The 20213-nt window shown below is 66.8% G+C and carries 21 protein-coding genes, 2 tRNA genes and 1 pseudogene; 9 read left to right on the forward strand and 15 right to left on the reverse strand.

Features of this window, described 5'->3' with window-relative positions; all coding sequences use genetic code 11:
• The 3 genes from Q0Q36_RS22500 to Q0Q36_RS22510 form a co-directional block, all read right to left on the reverse strand.
• The coding region (locus tag Q0Q36_RS22500; protein ID WP_293801677.1) for an ATP-binding cassette domain-containing protein at window positions 1-168 on the reverse strand (168 nt) is incomplete at its 3' end.
• A 2-nt stretch (window positions 169-170) separates the two neighbouring features.
• The gene (locus Q0Q36_RS22505) at window positions 171-1130 is read right to left on the reverse strand and encodes an HlyD family efflux transporter periplasmic adaptor subunit (protein WP_293801642.1); all 960 of its coding nucleotides are present in this window, start codon (window positions 1128-1130) and stop codon (window positions 171-173) included.
• Window positions 1127-1789 (reverse strand): CerR family C-terminal domain-containing protein, encoded by a 663-nt coding sequence (locus tag Q0Q36_RS22510; protein ID WP_293801644.1) that lies wholly within the window; start codon window positions 1787-1789, stop codon window positions 1127-1129. Before Q0Q36_RS22510 ends, Q0Q36_RS22505 begins: the two co-directional genes overlap by 4 nt.
• Window positions 1790-1961: 172 nt before the next feature.
• Here Q0Q36_RS22510 and Q0Q36_RS22515 point away from each other — a divergent pair, with 172 nt between their 5' ends.
• The 4 genes from Q0Q36_RS22515 (at window position 1962) to Q0Q36_RS22530 (ending at window position 5472) form a co-directional block, all read left to right on the forward strand.
• Window positions 1962-3335, forward strand: coding sequence for an MBOAT family O-acyltransferase (locus Q0Q36_RS22515; RefSeq protein WP_293801646.1), 1374 nt, complete (start codon window positions 1962-1964; stop codon window positions 3333-3335).
• Window positions 3310-4332, forward strand: coding sequence for a hypothetical protein (locus tag Q0Q36_RS22520; protein ID WP_293801648.1), 1023 nt, complete (start codon window positions 3310-3312; stop codon window positions 4330-4332). The genes Q0Q36_RS22515 and Q0Q36_RS22520 overlap by 26 nt, the downstream gene beginning before the upstream one ends.
• 180 nt (window positions 4333-4512) lie before the next feature.
• Window positions 4513-4935 (forward strand): RNA polymerase-binding protein DksA, encoded by a 423-nt coding sequence (gene dksA / locus Q0Q36_RS22525; protein WP_293801650.1) that lies wholly within the window; start codon window positions 4513-4515, stop codon window positions 4933-4935.
• Window positions 4936-5079: 144 nt separating this feature from the next.
• Complete coding sequence (locus tag Q0Q36_RS22530; protein ID WP_293801652.1) at window positions 5080-5472, forward strand: GFA family protein; 393 nt, start codon at window positions 5080-5082, stop codon at window positions 5470-5472.
• Window positions 5473-5677: 205 nt separating this feature from the next.
• On the opposite strand, the gene flgH is transcribed toward Q0Q36_RS22530, so the two are convergent.
• The 4 genes from flgH to flgF are packed head-to-tail and all read right to left on the reverse strand — an operon-like array spanning window position 5678 to window position 9081.
• Complete coding sequence (gene flgH, locus Q0Q36_RS22535) at window positions 5678-6430, reverse strand: flagellar basal body L-ring protein FlgH (RefSeq protein WP_293801654.1); 753 nt, start codon at window positions 6428-6430, stop codon at window positions 5678-5680.
• Window positions 6431-6448: 18 nt separating this feature from the next.
• Window positions 6449-7513, reverse strand: a complete 1065-nt coding sequence (flgA, locus tag Q0Q36_RS22540; protein WP_293801656.1) for a flagellar basal body P-ring formation chaperone FlgA — start codon at window positions 7511-7513, stop codon at window positions 6449-6451.
• 11 nt (window positions 7514-7524) lie between these two features.
• Window positions 7525-8316 (reverse strand): flagellar basal-body rod protein FlgG, encoded by a 792-nt coding sequence (flgG, locus tag Q0Q36_RS22545; protein ID WP_265060105.1) that lies wholly within the window; start codon window positions 8314-8316, stop codon window positions 7525-7527.
• Between the two features lie 21 nt (window positions 8317-8337).
• Window positions 8338-9081, reverse strand: a complete 744-nt coding sequence (gene flgF / locus Q0Q36_RS22550; RefSeq protein WP_293801658.1) for a flagellar basal-body rod protein FlgF — start codon at window positions 9079-9081, stop codon at window positions 8338-8340.
• Between the two features lie 285 nt (window positions 9082-9366).
• Here flgF and fliL point away from each other — a divergent pair, with 285 nt between their 5' ends.
• The 5 genes from fliL (at window position 9367) to Q0Q36_RS22575 (ending at window position 15851) form a co-directional block, all read left to right on the forward strand.
• A complete protein-coding gene (gene fliL / locus Q0Q36_RS22555; RefSeq protein ID WP_293801660.1) occupies window positions 9367-9867 on the forward strand; it encodes a flagellar basal body-associated protein FliL in 501 nt (166 codons plus the stop codon).
• A 103-nt stretch (window positions 9868-9970) separates the two neighbouring features.
• Entirely contained in the window at window positions 9971-11041 is a 1071-nt protein-coding gene (fliM, locus tag Q0Q36_RS22560; protein WP_293801679.1) for a flagellar motor switch protein FliM, read from the forward strand.
• Between the two features lie 9 nt (window positions 11042-11050).
• A complete protein-coding gene (locus Q0Q36_RS22565; RefSeq protein ID WP_293801662.1) occupies window positions 11051-11506 on the forward strand; it encodes a DUF6468 domain-containing protein in 456 nt (151 codons plus the stop codon).
• Window positions 11503-12303 carry a hypothetical protein gene (locus Q0Q36_RS22570; protein WP_293801664.1) on the forward strand — a complete coding sequence of 267 codons (801 nt, stop codon included), beginning with the start codon at window positions 11503-11505 and terminating at the stop codon, window positions 12301-12303. The genes Q0Q36_RS22565 and Q0Q36_RS22570 overlap by 4 nt, the downstream gene beginning before the upstream one ends.
• Window positions 12304-12398: 95 nt before the next feature.
• On the forward strand, window positions 12399-15851 hold the full coding sequence (locus tag Q0Q36_RS22575; RefSeq protein WP_293801666.1) for a hypothetical protein: 3453 nt from the start codon (window positions 12399-12401) through the stop codon (window positions 15849-15851).
• Between the two features lie 9 nt (window positions 15852-15860).
• Here Q0Q36_RS22575 and Q0Q36_RS22580 read toward each other — a convergent pair whose 3' ends face one another.
• From Q0Q36_RS22580 to Q0Q36_RS22615, 8 genes and pseudogenes are all read right to left on the reverse strand, one after another.
• Window positions 15861-16205 carry a lipid-A-disaccharide synthase N-terminal domain-containing protein gene (locus tag Q0Q36_RS22580; protein ID WP_156134589.1) on the reverse strand — a complete coding sequence of 115 codons (345 nt, stop codon included), beginning with the start codon at window positions 16203-16205 and terminating at the stop codon, window positions 15861-15863.
• Complete coding sequence (locus Q0Q36_RS22585; RefSeq protein ID WP_293801670.1) at window positions 16205-16948, reverse strand: glycosyltransferase family 2 protein; 744 nt, start codon at window positions 16946-16948, stop codon at window positions 16205-16207. The genes Q0Q36_RS22580 and Q0Q36_RS22585 overlap by 1 nt, the downstream gene beginning before the upstream one ends.
• Window positions 16949-17028: 80 nt before the next feature.
• Window positions 17029-18726, reverse strand: a complete 1698-nt coding sequence (locus tag Q0Q36_RS22590; RefSeq protein WP_293801672.1) for a glycosyltransferase family 39 protein — start codon at window positions 18724-18726, stop codon at window positions 17029-17031.
• A 217-nt stretch (window positions 18727-18943) separates the two neighbouring features.
• Window positions 18944-19258 carry a hypothetical protein gene (locus Q0Q36_RS22595; protein ID WP_293801674.1) on the reverse strand — a complete coding sequence of 105 codons (315 nt, stop codon included), beginning with the start codon at window positions 19256-19258 and terminating at the stop codon, window positions 18944-18946.
• A gap of 59 nt (window positions 19259-19317) precedes the next feature.
• Window positions 19318-19530: pseudogene (locus Q0Q36_RS22600) on the reverse strand (GDCCVxC domain-containing (seleno)protein).
• A 67-nt stretch (window positions 19531-19597) separates the two neighbouring features.
• Window positions 19598-19674 (reverse strand) — tRNA-Arg (locus Q0Q36_RS22605).
• A gap of 29 nt (window positions 19675-19703) precedes the next feature.
• Complete coding sequence (locus Q0Q36_RS22610) at window positions 19704-20009, reverse strand: ETC complex I subunit (protein ID WP_047574221.1); 306 nt, start codon at window positions 20007-20009, stop codon at window positions 19704-19706.
• A gap of 69 nt (window positions 20010-20078) precedes the next feature.
• Window positions 20079-20155: transfer RNA gene (locus tag Q0Q36_RS22615), tRNA-Pro, on the reverse strand.
• Window positions 20156-20213 lie beyond the last annotated feature (58 nt).

A 20213-nucleotide genomic window follows, 5' to 3' on the forward strand; every position in this document is an offset into this window, starting at 1 on the left:
GGGCTTGAGCAGTCCGCAGATCATCCGGATCGTCGTGGTCTTGCCCGAGCCGTTGGGCCCGAGGAAGCCGACGATCTCGCCTGTCGCCACGGCGAGATCGACATTGTCCACCACCGTGCGCTTGCCGAAGCGCTTGGTCATCCCCCGCACATCGATGGCGAGCGGCATGCTCACCGCTGCCCCCGCAGCATCACGTCGACGATCTGGCCAGGCTGCAGCGCCGATTGCGACCCGCCATCGGGCCGCGCCTCGACCAGATAGACCAGCTTCTGGCGCGTCTGCGCCGAGTAGATCACCGGGGGCGTGAATTCCGGCTCGGGCGAGACATAGGTCACGGTCGCCGTCAGTCCGGGCGCGCAGCCATCGCAATGGACATCGAGCTTCATGCCGGTCGTCACGCCGGAGATCCTGATCTCCGGCACGTAGAGCATCAGCTTGGCGGCGCCGTCCGGCAGCATCAGCAGCACCGGCGCGCTCGGCCCGGCGAGCTCGCCGACCCGGCGCAACACATCGCTGATTCGGCCGGACGAAGGCGCAACGAGCCGGCGCTGCTCCAGCCGCCAGCGCGCCTGCGCCAATGTGGCTTTCGCCTGCTCTACCGCGTTCTCGCTCGCCTTGATCTCGTCCGGCCGCGCCGGCAACCGCGCGACATCGAGATTGGCGGCGTTCTGGCGGACGCTCGCCGCGGCGACGTCGCGCGCCGTTTCCGCCTGGTCGAAATCGGCCTGGGTCGAGACGCCGCGCCGCAGCAGATCCTGCCGACGGTCCAACGCCCGCTCCGCCTCGCGCTGCTGCGCCTTGGCCGAAGCGAGGTTCGCCTCGATCACCGCGATCTCCTCAGGCCGCTTGCCGCTGCGCAGATTGTCGAGCTGCGCCTGGGCCTGCACCAGCCGCGCCTCACTCTCCCGAACCGTGTTCTCCGCATCCGTCGTTTCCAGCGCGGCAACCAGTTTGCCAGCCGCAACGCGGTCGCCCCGGCCCACATCGATCCGCTCGATCCGGGCGGTATCGATCGGCCCCAGCCGGACATATTCGCCCTCGACATAGCCGGCGATGCGGACGGTATCGCCGCCGCATGCGGAAAAACTCGCGGCGATCAACCCGAAGGAACAGAGGAAGCCGAGGATCATGACCGTCCCTCCCGCATGCTCAAGATGCTCGCGCGAACATTGGCGCGGATGACGCCGGCGATCGCGTCGCTCTGCGCCTCGTCGATGGCGCTCCAGCCCATGCGTCGCATCACGGCCGGCCGCGCCAGCCGGAAATAGATGACCTGCCCGATGGTCGCGAAGACCGCGAGCTTGGTTGCCTTCGCCTCGGGCTCCATGCCCGTTGCTGCCGCCCAGAGCCGGCAGACCTGACCATGGACCGGGCCGACCAACCCTTCATAGAGCGTCTCGAAAGCCGCACTCGGCTCCATCATCTCGCGTCCGACAAAGCGGGCGATCGTCTCGCTCTCGGGGGCCTGCGCCGCAAAGGCCGTGACCCGGCCGACGATTGCGAGCAGCAATTCGACCGCCGCTTCCGGCGCGAGCCCGTCCAATGGCGGCATTGCGGCGCCCACGCCGAAAATCCGCTGTTTCATCGTCGCGACGATCGCTTCGGCGCAGGCTCGTCGCAGGCCGTCCTTGCCGCCGAAATGATAGGCGATGCCGGCACTGTTGACGCCCGCCACCTGGGCGATCTTCCGGATCGAGCTCGCCTCGAACCCATGCCGCCCGAACAGGTCGAGCCCAGCGCGGATCAGTGCATCGCGCGTCCCCGCGTCACTGTCTGGAATGGCTTTCATGCCATTTTCATAGCACCGGCAATCGATTTAATCAATCGATTGATTTAATTAATGACGAGAGGCCCGACCGCTTGTGCTTCCTTTTGCCCCTCACCACGAACCGGCCCCGACATGACTCGCGGTCGATAATGGTCTAAGGCGGCTGCCATCCCGTGATCCGCCTTCCCGCCCAATGCTCTTCAACTCCTTCGTCTTCCTGCTCGCCTTCCTGCCGCTCGCGCTCGCCCTTCACTGGGGCGCGGAACGCTTTGCGCCGAGCACGCGGCTGCCGGTTCTGGTGGCATTGTCCTTCGCCTTCTACGGCTATTGGGACTGGCGTTTCCTGCCGCTATTGGCGCTCTCGATCGGACTGAACTGGCTGATCGCCGAAGCCTTCCAGAAGACCAGGGCCGGCGGATTGATCACGCTGGCCATCGTCCTGAACCTCGCCGTCCTGGCCGTATTCAAGTACTTCAACTTCTTCGCCGATCTCGCTGGAATGATTCCCGGATTGCCGGCACCGAAATTCGATATCGCACTGCCGCTCGGCATCTCCTTCTTCACCTTCCACCACATCATGTACCTGACGGATCTCCGGCGCGGACAGGCACCGCGCTACGATATCGTCCGCTACGCGCTCTACATCGCCTTCTTCCCGCAGGTGCTCGCCGGCCCGCTGGTGCGCTGGCGCGAGATCATGCACCAGCTCGATGAGCGGCCCTATCAGCGCCCCGACGCGGCCGAGCGGATCGCGCGCGGCCTGATGCTGTTGACCTTCGGCCTCGCCAAGAAGGTGCTGATCGGCGATCCTCTCGCCGAGTACGCCAACCCGGTCTTCGCGGCGGCCGCGGCGGGCAAGGCCATCAGCCTGATGGAAGCCTGGCAGGGCACCCTTGCCTTCACCTTCCAGATCTATTTCGACTTCTCCGGCTATACCGACATGGCACTGGGCCTCGCCCTGCTCTTCGGCGTCGTGCTGCCGCAGAATTTCGAGGCGCCCTACCGCTCGCTCTCGATCCAGGATTTCTGGCGCCGCTGGCACATGACGCTGTCGCGCTTCCTGCGCGACTATCTCTACATCCCGCTCGGCGGCTCGCGCAGCGGCCTGCCGGTGCAGGTCTGGGCGCTCTTCGCCACCATGGCGCTGGGCGGGCTGTGGCACGGCGCGGGCCTCACCTTCGTCGCCTGGGGCGTGGCGCATGGACTTGCGCTGATCGTCGCCCTGTTCTGGCGCCGGGCCAATTTGCCGATGCCGGCGGTGCTCGGCTGGCTGCTGACCTTCCTGTTCGTGGTCCTCTGCTGGGTGCTGTTCCGCGCCACGAATTTCCAGGCGGCGCTTGCGATCTACAAGGGCCTGTTCGGTTTCGGTCCGATCGGGACCGGCTTCAAATGGCGCGCCCTGCTGCCGGCCGCCGCCTTCGCCATCATCGGACCCACCGCCTGGAACCTCGTCCACAAACTGCCGCCGGCCCGCTGGCTGGCGATCCTGTGCGGACTCCTGTTCGTCATCATCCTGCTGAAGATCGGCGAAGACGCCAACTATGAATTCATCTACTTCCAGTTCTGAGCAGGCCGCTCGGGCGGCGAAGTGGACCGGCTTCACCGGCACCCTCCTGGGCGCAGCGGTGCTGATCGCGGCTGCCTTCCTGACGATCGCCTTCCTGATCGATCCCTATGATTCCGGCCGCTCGCCGCTGAAACTCAAGGAGGGCGTGCGCCCACAGGGGCCGCGCACGGCGCTTGCCAGCCGCGGGCGCGATCAGAGCTTCACCGGCGCGATCTTCGGCAATTCGCATATCCAATTGATCTCGCCGGAGGAGTTGCGCGCCAAGACCGGCATCCCCTTCGTCTCGCTGATCGCGCCTGCGACCCAGCCGAAGGAGAGCCTTGCGACGATCGACTGGTTCCTGCGTCATCACCGGAAGACGCCGCCGAAGGCGATCCTTGTCGGCATCGACAATTACTGGTGCACCGCCAATCCGGCTCTGCCCAACGAGAAGCCCTTCCCTTTCTGGCTGCTGAGCCGAAGCATGTCCGACTATGTTGGCGGGTTGATGCGTTTCAACCTTCTTGAAGAGCTGTTCCGCCGCATCGAGTACCTGACCTCGCGCAAGGCCGAGCGTGCCCGCCCGGACGGCTATTGGGACTACGAATCGGGCTACGGCGTGCAGGGCTACGGCACCAACCCCGAGATCATCGCCCGGCTGCAGAAGCCGCTCGAGGCCGGCGGCGGCAATGTCGACGGCCCCTTCCCTGCCGCGACTGGCTTGGAAGCGCTGATGAAAGCGGCGCCGGCAGAGACCGCGCTGATTCTCGTTCGCCCGCCCGTCTACGTCACGGCGCTGTCGAAGCCCGGCACGCGCGATGCCTCGGCCGACGCCGCCTGCCGCAACGCCTTCGCCGATCTGGCGTCCCGGCGCCCGCGCACGGCGCTGGTCGACTGGCGAGTCGACAGGCCCGAACTGCACGATCCCAAGCTGTTCTTCGACCATAGTCACTACCGCCAGCCGATCGCCCGACTCGTCGAAGCCGACATCGCCGAGGCCATCCGTAAGCTGAACTGACCTGAAACCGACCGATTTCGCTGAAAGCCGGCGCTGGAGCGCCTCTTTTCACGAAGCCGTTGAAGCCCTGTCGGAAGCGATTGTTCCGCTTGAGACTGATCGCTATAAGGGCGCCAAATCGGCTCCCCTCCCGCGGCACAGCCGATGGGTGCGTGAGCCGACAAATGAGAGAGCGCGCCCATGTCGAAGCAGATCATCCTCGAGGCGGACTACAAACCGAGCGATGACGAGCCGTTCATGAACGACCGTCAACGCGAGTATTTCCGCGGCAAGCTCCTCGTCTGGAAGGACGAGATCCTGCGGGAGGCCAAGGAGACCCTGGTCACCCTGCAGAAGGAGAGCGAGAATCACCCGGACATCGCCGACCGGGCCTCTTCCGAAACCGACCGCGCCATCGAGCTGCGCGCCCGCGACCGCCAGCGCAAGCTGATCGCCAAGATCGACGCGGCGATCTCCCGCATCGACGACGGCTCATACGGCTATTGCGAGGAGACCGGCGAGCCGATCTCGCTGAAGCGCCTGGAAGCCCGCCCGATCGCGACGCTGTCGCTGGAGGCGCAGGAGCGCCATGAGCGTAACGAGCGCGTCTTCCGCGACGATTGAACGGCGGCCAACCACCCAGCCTTTGAAAAGGCCCCGTGTCGTCAGGCGCGGGGCCTTTTCGTTATGAACTCCAGCTTCGGCCGCGCGTTGTCGCGGCAGCCGCCCAGCCCCGTTCTCGGAGCGGCAGACAGGAAAGGAGGCCACATGGATCGTTTCACCGGCGGATGTCGCTGTGGCGGTCTCCGGGTTGTGGCATCGGGGCGCCCGTACCGCGTCGGCATCTGCCATTGCCTCGACTGCCGCAAGCATCACGGCGCCCTCTTCCACGCCTCCGCGATCTTTCCGGAGGATGCGGTGGCGATCGAAGGCGAAGCCCGCGATTATGAAGGGCGCTTCTTCTGCCCGCGCTGCGGCTCGCCCGTCTTCGGACGCAGCGGCGACGAGGTCGAGGTCAATCTCGGTTCGCTGGATGCGCCCGACCAGCTGGTGCCGACCTACGAACTCTGGACGATTCGCCGCGAATCCTGGCTGCCGCCCTTCCCGCTGAAGAAACGATACGAGCGCAATCGCGACTCCATGAGCCGCTTCGAGGAATAGCCCGGCAAAGGCTTTGCGCGATCATCGCCGCGAGAATTCGGGAAAGCCCCGCGTCGGGAGAACGCGGGGCTTCTGGCCGCCTGCCGGATAAGCTTGGGGAGCGTGGCGGGGCGACCGGGATGGTGGCGGCTCGGGAGAGACCGCCGCCCGTGCGGCGCGGAGACAAGGGGAGCGTTCCGCGCCGTCCGGGATTCCGGTGAAGGGACTAGAAGGGCAGCAGGATATCCATGACCTGCTGGCCGTAGCGGGGCTGCTGGACATCGGTGATCTGGCCGCGGCCGCCATAGGCGATGCGGGCCTGGGCGATCTTGGTCGAATCGATCGTGTTGTCGGATTCGATGTCCTCCGGCCGGATCACGCCGGCGACGATCAGCTCGCGGATCTCGAAATTGACGCGGATCTCCTGCTTGCCCTCGATCACGAGGTTGCCGTTCGGCAGGTTCTGGGTGACGACCGCCGCGACATTGGTCGCCAGCGTCTCGGAGCGGTTCACCGAACCGGCGCCCTCGCTGGAGGCGTCGGAGTCCAGCTTCAGCAGCGAGGACGCCTTCGCCCCGTCTGGCAGGAACTTGTCGAGCTTGTTCTCGAAACCGAAAGCATTGTCGGCACCGAAATCCTCGCCGTTCTTGCGGCTGCGCTTGGTCTGGTTGTTGAGCTGGGCCTTGTCGGTGACCTTGACCTTGACGGTGACGAGATCCCCGACATTGCGGGCGCGCTGGTCCTTGAAGAAGGCGCGCGAGCCGGTGCGCCAGAGCGAGTTCGGCGCGTAGGAGGCATGCGCCACCTCCGGCATAGGCATCTGCACCGGCTTGTAGCCCTTGACGGCGGTCGGATCCTCGACCGGCGAGAGCGTCGGTGCCTGTCCGACATTGGCGAGGCGATCACCCATGCCGCAGGCGCCGAGCGAGACGGTCAGCAGCAGGAGCCCGGAGAGCTTGGCGAGACGGTTGGCGTACATGGCGGTTTCCACGGAGCTTTACTGGGCGCTGGCGATGCGGCCGACGGCGGAAGGCTGGACGGAAACCCGTCCCGGCCCGCTGACCCTGCCCTGCAGCACGCGCTTGGACTGGGGATTGGTGACGGAGACGACGTCGCCCATCGCGCCGGCCTCGTTGGCACGGCCGCGCAGCGTGATCAGAAGGCCCGGCGCCTCGTAGACGATGGTGACGAGATCTCCCTTGCCGACGATCTCCTCGCGCTGGACGTCGCCTGCACGCAGCGGCACGCCGGCGAGCAGGGCGCGGCGCGCGACCTTGTCGATGGCTGCACGGGAATCGTTGATGATCTCGCTGCCCTGCCCGTCGCGCGGGCGACGCTCGACGGTGACGTCGTCCTTGCCGAGCGTCTCGCCACGGGCGATCAGGCGCTTGGGCACGACCACTTCCATGGTCTCGACGAGCTGGCCGGAGATGCGCAGCGGCTTGAGGCGCATCGCCGTGCTGCCGGGCACCATGAGCCGGGCCTGCAGGCGCCGCGAACGGGCATCGAAGGAAAGGTCGATCACCGCGACATCGCCGGTCAGTTCGGGCTCAACGGCGACGCTCGGCGCGCCGCCATCGATCGCCAGCGCGAAGATGCGGGCATCGACGCCGAAACGCTCCTGCAAACCGGTCTTCACAGCGGCTTCCAGATCCATGGCGGTGATGCGGCGCGCGGAACGCGTCACCACGACCTGGGCAAAGCCCTGGCTCTGGATCTCGCTGGCGTCGCGGACGATGCCGGCCGCGCGGGCCGCCTCGACAATGCGCGCGACCTGGATGGTGCCGGTCTCGCCCAGCGCCGGCGCCCGGAAGGCCGCCGTCGCGGCAGCTTCGCCGGCGAGCCCCGGGATGAGGTCGCCGAAGGTGACGAGATCGCGCCCGAGATTGATCTCGGGGCGCAGCTGCAGCCTGGACGGCAGCGCGGCAACAGCGGGAGCTGCGACGGCCGGAGTTGCGACAGCCGAAGCAACCGCGACCGGCGCGGTCTGGGCATGCTGCGGCGCGGCCAGCGCGGCGGTGCCGGAGAGAGCCAGGGCGATCAGGGACAGGCGGATCATCATGCGAATCCCCCTTAGCCGCGGAACATCTGGGTCGTCGCCGACATCATCTGGTCGGCGGCGGTGATGACCTTGGAGTTCATCTCGTAGGCGCGCTGCGCGGCGATCAGCGAGGAGAGTTCGGTGACGGCCTGCACGTTGCCTTCTTCGAGATAGTTCTGCTGCAGCGTGCCGAAGCCCTCGCCGCCGCCGAAGCCGTCGATCGGCTGCCCGGAGGCTGCCGTCTCGATGTAGAGGTTGTCACCGATCGACTCGAGGCCGACCTTGTTGACGAAACGCACGAGCTGGATCTGGCCGAGCTGCTGCGGCGCGGTCTGGCCGGGCATCATCGCCTCGACGATGCCCTGCGCGTTGATGCTGACGCTGGAGGCGTTGTTCGGCACGGTGATGCCGGGCTCGACCTGATAGCCGTCGCGGGTGACGAGCTGGCCCTGAGCGTCGAGATCGAAGGAACCATCGCGGCTATAGGTGGTCCGGCCGTCAGGCATGCGGATGCGGAAGAAGCCTTCGCCGCGGATGGCGAGATCGTAGGGCTTCTCGGTCGGGCTGATATTGCCCTGCGTCATCACGCGGCCGGTCGAGACCGTCTTGACGCCCGAGCCGATGAAGGTGCCGGCCGGGGCCTGGGTATTCTGGTCCGAGGTCGCCGAGCCGGCGCGCCGGAAGTTCTCGTAGAGCAGATCCTGGAAATGGACCTGCTGGCGCTTGTAGCCGGTGGTCCGGACGTTCGCGATGTTGTTGGAGATGACCTGGACGTTCATCTCCTGGGCCATCATGCCGGTCGCGGCTGTCTGCATGGCGCGCATGGTGCGTGCTCCCTTCCGCTATCAGGCTTGCTGGTCGGCCAGGCGCGAGATCGCCCGGCTGCGCAGTTCGTCGGATTTGGTGATCATGTTGGCGATGTTCTGGTAGTTGCGCTGCACCTCCATCAGGCGGGTCAGCTCGACCACCGCCTTGACGTTGGAGCGCTCGATCGCGCCGGGCTCGAGCCGTGCTTCCGGCCCGGCCGCCTGGGCGGGCGCGGCCGAGGAGAACAGGTTGTTGCCTTCGCTCGCCAGCGCCGCCGGATCGGCAAAGCGCACCTGGCGCAGCTTGCCGCGCGTGCCCTGGTCGCTGCTCACGGTGCCGTCGGCGGCGATGCGCATGGAATGTTCGCTGGAGCCGAAGGCGATCGGCCCGGCCTCGCCCATCACCGGCAGGCCGGTCTGGGTCACGAGACGGCCCTGGCGGTCGATGGTCAGGGAGCCGGCGCGGGTATAGCGCTCGCCGTTCGGCGTCTGCACGACGAGGTAGTTGTCGCCCTTCAGGGCGACATCGAGCGGATTGCCGGTGAGTTCCATCGCGCCCTGCGACAGGTCGAGCGGCGTGCCCTTGTCGATGACATAGGACAGCGGCCGGTCGGCCGGCTTGAAGGCATCGGCCTTCGCGCCAGGCATGAGGAATTCAGTGAAGCGCGCGCTGCGCGCCTTGAATCCATTGGTGCCGACATTCGCCATGTTGTTGGCGATGACGTCCAGCTCGCGCGCCAGAGCCACCTGACGCGACAGGCCGATGAGAAGCGCGTTCTCCACGGCTTAACTCCCGATCATGTCCCGCGGCGACCTCGACGCTCCCCAGCGCAGTCGCCACGGCCCAGTACCGGCAAGCCGCATGCCAGCATGGTTAATTCCAGCAAGGCATTGATATTGTTGATCTCGAAGTCGAAATCTGCACCCACTATCACCCGGCACATGCTGCTGGAGCGGCAAGAAACACCCGGCAAATTCTGCCCTCCTTAACGGCGCGTTAACCGTAATTGGGGAAGGTAGCTTCATGGGCGGCAGAACGCGGCCCGACGGCCCGGGGCGCGTGACGAGATGGCGAAGAAAGCCAAGAAGGAAGAGGAAGGCGCCTCCGGCGAAGCGCCGAAGAGCAAGAAGAAGCTCTTCATGATCATCGGCGGCGTCGTGCTGCTGGCAGCGGCCGGCGGTGGCGGCTGGTTCTTCCTGAAGAAGCCCTCGCCGGAGCAGGTCGCAGCCGCGGAAGCCGCCGCCAAGGCCAAGAATCCCGTCGCCTTTCTCGACATGAAGGACATGATGATCAGCATGTCCAATGGCGGCCAGCAGGAGCGCCAACCGATCATGAAGATCAAGGTCGTGCTGGAAATCGCCAATGCGAAGACCGCCGACGAGATCAAGCCGCTGCTGCCGCGCGTCGAGGACGCCTTCCAGGTCTTCATGCGCGAGTTGCGCCCCGCCGATCTCGAAGGCTCGTCCGGGATGTACCGCCTGAAGGAAGAGCTGCTGCGCCGCGTCAACCTGACCGTCTACCCGGCCAAGGTCGACGCCGTGCTGTTCAAGGAATTGCTGGTCCAGTGAGCGGGCCGATGGTTCCCGCAGACCGGATCGAGATGGCGGCGCAGAGATGAGCACCGAACGCGACAAGAATACGCCGAGCGACGAGCCGCTGACCCCGGAAGGGATGGCGGCCGGCTGGGCGACGATGCCCGACATCATCGAGGAGGACGGCGAGCAGGAGGGCGGTACCGACCGCCTGATGTCGCAGGACGAAATCGACACGATGCTCGGTTTCTCCAGCGGCGACGACGGCGCGTCCCGAAACGGCATCCAGGCGATCGTCGATTCCGGCTCGGTCGCCTATGAACGCCTGCCGATGCTCGAAATCATCTTCGAGCGTCTGGTGCGCCTGCTTTCGACCAGCCTGCGCAACTTCTTCACGGACAATGTCGAGGTCACGCTGGAGAGCATCCGCTCCGTGCGCTTCGGCGACTATATCAACTCGATCTCGCAGCCGGCCCTGCTCTCCGTGTTCAAGGCCGAGGAATGGGACAATTTCGGCCTCATCACCATCGAATCGGCACTGATCTACTCCGTGCTCGATGCGATGTTCGGCGGCAAGCGCGGCCAGCCGGCGCCACGCATCGACGGTCGCCCCTTCACCTCGATCGAGATCCGCATGGTCCGCCGGGTGATCGAGCTGGTCCTGAGCGATGCCGAGGCTGCCTTCAAGCCGCTCTCGCCGGTGCGCTTCAATGTCGACCGCGTCGAATCCAATCCGCGCTTCGTCTCGATCTCCCGCCCTGCCAATGCTGCGATCCGCGTCGAGCTCAAGTTCGACATGGAAGGCCGCGGCGGCGCGCTGCATCTGCTGCTGCCCTACGCCACGATCGAGCCGATCCGCGAATTGCTGCTCGAAAGCTTCATGGGCGAGAAGCTGGGCCGCGATCCGATCTGGGAGAACCATCTCGCGACCGAGGTCTGGCAGGCGGATGTCGACGTCACCTGCGTGCTGCACGAGACGCAGCTGCCGCTGAAGCGCGTCATGAAGCTGGAGATCGGCGACACCCTGATGTTCGACGCGCGGCCCGACTCCACCGTCTCCCTGCGCTGCGGCGACTTCATCGTCACCGAGGGCCGGATCGGCCGGGTCGACGACAAGATCGCCGTCCAGGTCGTCAGCCCGCTGCGTCGCTCCAAGACCACCATTGCCGCTTTCGACAGCCTTGCCAGCCATCTCGGCGCCACGACCTGAAGAGGATCCATGACGATCAACCTCATCGCCGACGTGCTTGTCGCCAGTCTTCTCGTCGCCACCATCATCACCTGCTTCATCCTGACCAAGCGCATCGAGCGCCTGAAGACGGACGAGGCCGGCATGCGCCAGACCGTCGGCGCGCTGATCACCGCGACCGACAATGCCGAGCGCGCCATCGCCGGCCTCAAGTCGACCCTGGGCGATTGCGATCGCACTCTTGATGAGCGCCTGCGCACTGCCGAGCGCTATGCCGCCGATCTCGCCGCGCAGGTCGAGGCTGGCCAGGCCGTGATGGAGCGCATCGGCCAGATCGTCAGTGCCGCGACCTTGGTCGGCGCCAAGGAGGCCCCGGTCGAGACGCCGGCCGCGCCGCAGCCGGTCTCCCGCCTTGAGAGCGCGGCCCAGTCCGCCGCCGCCATCCGTGCGCGCGCCGCCCGTCGCCTTGAGGAACAGGCTGCGTGATCGAACGGCCCCGCCTCCTGCCGGCAGTGATTCTCGGCGCCATGGGTCTCCTGGCGCTGAAGCTGCTTGCCTGGACGGCGGAGCCCGGCCCCGGCCACATCCCCGTTCCTCTGCCGCTCATGGCGGAGGCGCCAGCCGCCAAGACCGTCGCGCGCGCTCAACGGCCCGATGTCTTCGATCCGGAAACGACTGGCTCCGTGCCCGCTCCCGATTCGAAGAAGGATCAGGAGAAGAAGGAGGCCGAGGCCAAGGCCGACGCCGCCCGCGCCGCCAATCCCAACAACAAGGCCGGGATCATGAACGGCTCGGTTCAACCGATGTCGCCGGCCGAGAAGGCGATCCTGGAGCGTCTCGGCGAGCGTCGCGAGGAGCTGGAAGGCCGGATGCGCGAGATCGAGATGCGCGAGCGCCTGCTGAACTCCGCCGAGAAGAAGCTCGACGGCCGCGTCGGCGATCTCAAGGCGCTCGAGGAGAAGAACGGCGGCCCGGCAGCCAAGGCCTCCGCCGACGAAGCGAAGGCGATCAAGAACCTCGTCATCATGTACGAATCGATGAAGCCGAAGGACGCCGCCCGTGTCTTCGACCGTCTCGGCCTCGACGTTCTCGTGCCGGTCGTGCAGCAGATGAACCCCCGCAAGATGTCCGAGGTGCTGGCGGCTATGGCGCCCGACCGCGCCGAGAAGCTGACCGTCGCGCTGGCGACCAGCGGCCGCAGCGCCAGCGTCGAGCGCGTGGCCAACGAAGGCCCCCTGCCCGGCAACGAACTGCCCGCGATCACGCCCGCGCCGCAGCGCTGAGCACAGCCAGACCAGCCCCTTCGTTAAGACGCCATTATGGTTGACGCGTTAGCGTGCCGGAGGGCCGCTGCGTTCTCGGGACGTGGCGAGGCTCAGTGTCGCGTTGGGTCGAGTATCACGGTTTGCGTCTGTCGCGCTCCCTCGCCTTCGGTATCGGGCTGGCCGCTCTCGCGCTCGCCGCCGGCCTGGAGACGCCTGCCTTCGCCGCGGGCGCGAAGCTGCACGGCGAAGCGATGCCCGCCGGCTTCGGCCGCCTGTCCCTGGCTTTCGATGAGCCGATCCAGACCCGTATTCGCGTTTCCAACGGCGTCCTGATCGTCGCCTTCGGCGGCCAGGTTCAGGTCGATGTTGACCGGATTGCCCGCGAACTACCGAATTACGTCTCCGTCGCCCGCATCGATCCCGATGGGCGCGGCATGCGCTTCGCGCTGACGCAGCCCTACAAGGCCAACCTGATCGAGGCCGGCGACAAGGCCTTCATCGATCTGCTCCCGCAGAACTGGTCAGGCGTGATGCCCGGTCCGCCGCCGGAAGCCCTCGCCGAGCTTACCGAGCGCCTGCGCCTCGCCGAGGTCCGCGCCAAGGAGGCCGTCCGCCAGCCGGTCGCCCCTCCGGCGATGTTGACCATGAGCACGGCCAGCCTGCCGACGCTGGAGCGCCTGATCTTCAAGGCGCCAGCCGAGACGAAGCTGACCAGCGACCTGTCGGACGGCACGTTGAAGCTGGTCTTCGACCGGCCGATGAATGTCGCGGCCGGTGCCATCCGTAGCGCCCTGCCGACCGATATCGGGCTCACCGCGCTCGATGCCGGCAAGGAGGCGCTGAGCCTGACCCTGTCCCTGCCCAAGGACTGGCAGGTCCGCAACTTCAGCGACGAGACCGGACTGGTCGTCGATCTGCTGCGCCCGGTGAAGCAGGAAGCCCTCTCGCTCGCCGATCTGAGCAAGCTGGCGCCCCAGCCGGCTCAGCCCCCGGCAGTGAAACCAGCAGCTACCGAACCGCCCGCGAAGCCAGAGGCGGCTCCCCCGGCGACCCAACAGGCTGCTGCACCGTCGGTCCAAGCCGTGGCCGCGACACCGGCCGCGCCTGAAATGCCGCCCGGCCTTGTCGTCATCACGGTCGACGGCAAGCGCCTCGATTTCCGCTTCACCCGCCCCACCGGCGCGGCCGCCTTCCTCGATGCCGGCGTCATGACGCTGGTCTTCGACACGCGCGATACCATCGATCCCGCCAAGCTCGCGGGGCTGATGCCCAAGTTGGTCGAGGACAGCTCGGTTACACGCGAGGGCAAGGTCACGCTGGTCAGGCTCAAGCTCGCCGGCCAACCGCTGACGCGCGTTTTCGACAATGGCCCTGTCTGGTCGCTAGACCTCGGCGAGGATGCCGGCCGCCCCGCCGCCCCGGTCGAGCCGCAGCGCAGCATGGACGAGGGGGGCCAGACCATCGTCGCCGTGCCGCTCGCCGGCCTCACCGGCATCCACTGGCTCGAATCCGGCCCTGCCGGACTGCCCGTGGCCGTCGCGACCGCCACAGGCCCGACCAGGCTCACGCCGAAACCCTATCAATTCGTCGAGTTCGGCCTGCTCCAGACCGCGCAGGGGCTCGCCGTCCAGCCGCACGCGGACGATGTCGCCGTCCGCGCGGGCACCGAGCAGGTCCGCATCGGCCGCAGCGGCGGGCTCAACGTCTCCCTCGATATCGGCGAGCCCAATCGCAAGGCCGAAGAGAAGGCCGAGAAGCGGGAAGCGCCTCCGCTGCTCGACAGCGATGCCTGGGCGAAGCTGCAGACCGGCAATCCCCGCGAGCGTATCCGCGCCCTGATGCTGGACGTCACCGACGCCTCGCGCGGCCGCAAATCCGAGGCTCGGCTGGCGCTCGCGCGGTTCTATGCGGCCAACGGCCTGATGCCCGAGGCTGCCGGGCCGCTGAACGCGCTTCTCGCCGACGACGCCACGATGCGCGGCAATCGCGAGGCGCTCTTCCTCAAGGGCGTCATCGCCGCCGGCATGCATCGTAACCAGCAGGCGCTGACCGCCTTCGACGCCGGCCCGATCAAGGATGACGCCGAGACGGGTCTCTGGCGCGCCCTGGTCGAGCAGCGCCTGAACCGCAATGCCGAGGCTCTGGCCGGCTTCCGCCGCGCCGAAGCGGTGATCGACCGTTACCCGGCCGATCTGCGGGGCCAGTTCCGCGAGGCCATGGCGCAGGCTGCGCTCGCCCAGCAGGATATCGCCGTCGCTGAGCGGCAGATCCAGATTCTGGGCGACATGCCGCGCGACAGCTTCGACCAGGAGCATCTCGCCCTGCTTCAGGCGCAGCTCGACGATACCGGCGGGCGCCCGGAAGCTGCGATGAACGGCTACAAGTCGCTCTTCGACGCAAAGAGCCGCCCGATCGCAGCCGAGGCGCAATTGCGCGCGGTGAAACTCGCGAATGCGGAGAAGCGTACCGACATCAAGGCCGACGAAGCCATCGCCCGGCTGGAAACGGTCTCCGTCATCTGGCGTGGCGGACGGTTGGAGATCGAGGCGTTGGCGGAGCTCGGCCGGCTCTATGCCGACCAGCAGCGCTGGCGCGACGCCTTCATGGTCGCGCGACGTGCCAACGAGAACTTCCCCGACGATCCGCTGACCCGGCGCATGCATGACGAGACGGCGCAGCGCTTCGCCGAATTGTTCGGCGGCAGCGGGCTCGGCAAGCTGCCGCGCATCGAGGCGCTCGCGCTGTTCTACGACTTCAAGGAATTCCTGCCGATCGGCCGGCGCGGCGACGAGATCACCCGCCTGCTCGCCGACCGCCTCATCGAACTCGATCTGCTCGACCAGGCGGCCGAGATCCTCAAATACCAGATGGACCGGCGCCTCACCGGCGCAGCACGTTCCACGGTCGCGGCGCGACTGGCCATGATCGACCTGATGAACGGCAAGCCGGCCGATGCGGTCCGCGCGCTCACCGCCACGCGGCTCGTCGAATTGCCGGCCGACGTCAAGCGCGCCCGTCTGCTGCTCGAGGCCAAGGCGCTGTCGGATCTCTCCCGCACCGATCAGGCACTGGAGATGCTGGAAGCCGAACGCGGCCCCGAGATCGACCGGCTGCGCGCCGATATCTACTGGACCGGGCGCCGCTGGCGCGAAGCGGGCGAGGCCTATGAGCGCCTGCTCGGCGAAAGCTGGCGCGGCGACGGCACGCTCAGCGACGGCGAGCGCGCCGACGTGATGCGGGCGGGCGTCTCCTATGTGATGGCGAGCGAGAACCTGTCGCTCGACCGGCTGCGCAGCAAGTTCGCGCCGAAGATGGCGCGCGGCGCCGATGCGCGGACCTTCGCCTTCATCACCGGCGCGGACCGCACGCGCGCAGCCGACATTCGCGAGATGGCGCGCGCCACCGCCAATGCCGACACGCTCTCCGAGTTCCTGAAAGCCTATCGCGAGCGCTACCCCGCCTATTCGGCCGCGATGCGCAAGCCGCAGGCCCCTGCCGCCGATAAGCTGCCCTCGCCCGCCGACGGGGCCGCAGCCGAGCCTGCGGCGCCGCCGTCGCGAAGCTGAGACTTCGCCCTAGCCCGGCCCGGAATTCGTATCCTCGCCGCGCGCTTTGGCGCGCAGGACGAATTGCAGGTTGCGGATATAGACGAAGACTCCGAAGCCCTGACCGAGGATGAAGACCGGATCGCGCCGGTAGAGCGCATACATCAGCAGCAGCAGGCCGCCGCCGATCGAGAACCACCAGAAGGTCATCGGCACGACCGAGCGCTTGGCCTTCTCGCTCGCCCACCACTGCACCACGAAGCGCATGGTGAAGAGCCCCTGCGCGACAACGCCGAGCAGGACCCACCAGTCGATATTGTTGACGAAGACGTCGTGGAAATAATTGCCGATCGTCTGCTGCAGGTCGATCAGCATCACGGCGTCTCCGAGATGATCTGCGGCACGCGCTTGCGCCGACGGATCAGCCACCACACCCCGGCAAGATCGAGGATGCCGACCCAGAGCCGGTCGAAGAAACCGTAGTTCGAGACGCCGGTCAGTCGCGGCCGATCGCGCACGTCGACATGCAGGACCTTATGCCCCTCGCGCGCCATCAATGCCGGCATGAAGCGATGCAGCGCATCGAAATAAGGCAAGGCGAGATAGGCCTCGCGACGGAAGCATTTCAGCCCGCAGCCGGTATCGCGCGTATCGTCCTTCAGCACGCGCCCGCGCACGCCGTTGGCGATCTTCGACTGCCAGCGCTTGAAGCCGGTATCCTTGCGCCCAACGCGCTGCCCCTGCACCATCCCGGCCTGAAGCCCGGCCTTCTGCAAGGCCCCGACCATCTCCGGCAGGAAGGCGGGGTCGTTCTGGCCGTCGCCGTCGAGCGTCGCCACGATCGCCGAGCGGGCATGGCGCACGCCGCTGCGCACCGCCGCGCTCTGGCCGCACGACTGGGCATGGGTGACGACGCGCAGCCAGGGCCGCGTCGCAGCGAGCTCGGCCAGGGCCGCAGCCGTGCCGTCGGTCGAGCCGTCATTGACATAGACGACCTCGAACGGGCCGATCGCCGCGCAGGCCTTCTCGATATCGGCGACGAGCGGCGCGATATTGCCGACCTCGTTGCGCACCGGCACGACGACGCTGAGCAGCGGATGGGAGGAGGTTTCGGTCAAAGGGGCATCATCCGGGAAAACGGTCCGCAAACTGCGTCAGCGCAGCGGATAGGGCAAGGGCTTCGGGCACAAGAGGCTGTCTAGCCGGGCGAACGGGCAAAGACGGCGACCTCCAGCCTGCGCCCGCCATTGAGGTTGAACCCGTTGATCGTGGTTACGAGCCGCGGCTTCGTCGGCTGGCTCGACAGCGCCGCCTTGAAATCGTCGGCGAAGCGGCTCTCGACGAAGGCGACACGGCAGCCGGGCTGGTTCAGGAACGTAACCGCATCGGCGCCGCTTGCTGCCATTGCGAGCTTCGTCCCGGTCAGGAAGACCAGGCTCGGCTCGCGATAGCCGAGCGTGATCACGGCAGGATCGGTGCAACCGACCGATCTGGCAGCTTCCGCCAGACGCGGCGACAGCTTCAGCGAACGCAGGCTCTCGATCGCGAAGGGGTAGACCGCGAGGGTCAGCAGCAGGCTCGCCGGCACGCAGCGCCACAGCGCGCCCTCGAAATCGAGCCGCCGGAACGCCGCGACGACGCTGCCGGCTACAAGCAGCACGAGCGCGAAGAACGGCAGCGCCAGCCACGGCACCGCCCGGTCGAGCGTCCAGTTGCCGAACAGGATCGCGCCCATCAGCGCCAACGGCACGATCACGACGAGGCAGGCGGTCAGTACCGCCCCGCGCCGGTGACGGTTGATACCGCCATTCAGCACCGCGAGCAGCAGCAGCGCGGTGATCGCCGGATAGAGCGGCAGCACGTAATGCGGCAGCTTGGTCGGCACCGCCTCGAAGACCAGCCAGGACGGCACGATCCAGGCGATCAGGAACAGGATCTGCGGCTCCTTGCGGCGCACCCAGGCGAAAGGCACCGCCATCGCCGCGAAGGCCGCCGCCGGCCAATAGGTCGCGAAGAAGAACAGCAGATACAGCCCCGGCGGCCCCCAATGCTTCTCCTGCCCCTCGGCGACCTTGCCGAGCATGTCCTGCCCGACGCTCTCGGCGAAGAAGCTACCGCCGGTCTTGACCATGATGGCGACGAACCACGGCAAGGCGACGACGAGGCAGAGCAGGAGCCCAGGCCCGAAGCGCAGCGGCTTCAGCCAGCGGAAGGAGCGCTGGCTCGCGCTGAGAACGAGGATGGCGAAGCCCCAGACCATCGGCACGATCGGCCCCTTGATCAGCAGGCCGAGCGCCGTCGCGCCCCAGAACACCAGCCAGTTGCGCCGGTCCGGCACGAAGGCGAGCGACCGCGTCCAGTCGAGCCAGGCCCGCGCCAGCGCGCCCATGGAGGCAACGGCGCAGGCGGCGAGCAGCGCATCCGTCTTGGCGATACGCGCCTCGACGCCGAGCAGCACGGCGGAAGCCATCAGCGCGCCGGCGAGCAGGGCCAACGGCGGGGACAGGAAGGCAAGCAGCGCCCAATAGGTCAGCAGCACGGTCGCGGTCGCGCCGACCAGCGAGGGGATGCGGTAGAGCCAGATCTGCGTGCGCGCCTCAGGCACGCCGAGCGCTTCGCCGGCCTTCACCGCAGTGCTCTGCAGCCAGTAGATGCCGACCGGCTTCTTGTGGCGTGCCTCGTCCTGGAAGCGGATATCGACGAAATCGCCGGTCTCCAGCATCTGCTTGCTGGCCTGTGCGAAGCGCGGTTCGTCGCGATCAAGCGGCTGGAGCGTGCTGAAACCGGGCAGGAAAGCCGCGAGCGACAGGAGCAGCAGGAAGATGCAGGCCCGCAGATGGCTGGCGGAAGCCGCATCCCGGATCCGGTCGATCGCTGGCGTGAGCGAAAACATCATGCTTCCCCGCGGCAGCCCGGCCGCATGTCCTGAAAGTCGAGTGCTGCCCGATGGCGGGCCTTTCAGGCACGATCAAGGCGAGGCTGCGCGGGTTTACGCTGCCGGGGAAAGGTCGGCAAGCACGGCTGAACGGCATTGCCGGTGGAGTCAGCCCGTTGATGCCGGGCTATCGCAAAGTCTGATGGGGAGAACGCGCCCGAAAATCGCCTTCCAGCTGTCAGTCGTCGGAAGGCTCTTCACCGATCCGGATCGCCTGAATCATTCGGGGCGACAGGGTCATGGCGTGACTTTCTGCCGGCGCCGCGGGGATGGTCCGAACCGACACATAGGCAGGGAGCTCGCACACAGCCCTCGGCGCAACGCCGTAATTGGCGCCCAGCATCGGCAGATTGACCGGCTTCACGAAACCAGGCTCGGCGAAAGCCGGTGACGAAAGGGCCGCCGCAAGGGCGGTCATGGTTAGGAACCGCAACATGGCTTTGCTCCGCATCACCCCCGTCGATACAACGGGGCAGTGCAGTGCCTGTTCCACCGGGTATTCATCCCGCCGGCCCAGCCGAAGCTTCAGATTCAGATTTTCCTAAAAGGCAGTCAGCAGGTCGCGCAACAGGAGCCAAGCTGGATCGGCGGACACGGAACGGTGCCGTAGGAGCAGATGACGCAGCAATCGCCCTCCTAAGGGCGCAGGAGGGCATGACAGCTCTCGCACTCGTAGAAGAATTGGCATGCGTCCGTCGGCATGTCCTCGACCTTGCGATGACCGCAATGCGGGCAGGTGATCTCGGAGCGGAGCTCGAGCTGCATGGTCGCCAAAACGACACCTGAATGCATGTGCTTTGCCGCGGAGAGCAAAGCGCGAGACAACAAGAAATGGCGAGCCCGGCTGGATTCGAACCAGCGACCAGCAGCTTAGAAGGCTGCTGCTCTATCCATCTGAGCTACGGGCCCGAAAGCGAGGAAGCCCTCGCCTGTCTACATCAATGCGTCCACTGACCGACGCGCGTGAACTTGAAATTGTCGGAATAGGAGACTGTGCGGCGCTTGGCCTCGTTCGGCTGCTCGACGCGATAGGCGATACCGTTGCGCGTGGCGTAGGCGACAGCCTCGGCCTCGCTGTCGAACCAGAGCTTGAGCTGGCTCTTCATGTCCGACGACGAGGTCCAGCCCATCAGCGGCTCGATCTGGCGCGGAGCCTCGGGCTCGTATTCGAGCAGCCAGCGCTCGGTCTTGGCCGTGCCGGACTGCATGGCCGTGCGGGCCGGGCGATAGATGCGTGCGGTCATGAAAGCGCTCTGCCGTCACCAAACCTATGCAGCCCGCGACGCGGACCGCTTCGTGCACGCCTGGAATGATGGTCGGGGCACCAGGATTCGAACCTGGGACCCTCTGCTCCCAAAGCAGATGCGCTACCGGGCTGCGCTATACCCCGACGAGGCATTCCAAACGTTGCGGTTCGCTATCATGCCACAGGCCGCGCCCGCAAGCGA

This window comes from uncultured Allobosea sp. (assembly GCF_945957345.1).
Classification (GTDB): domain Bacteria; phylum Pseudomonadota; class Alphaproteobacteria; order Rhizobiales; family Beijerinckiaceae; genus Allobosea.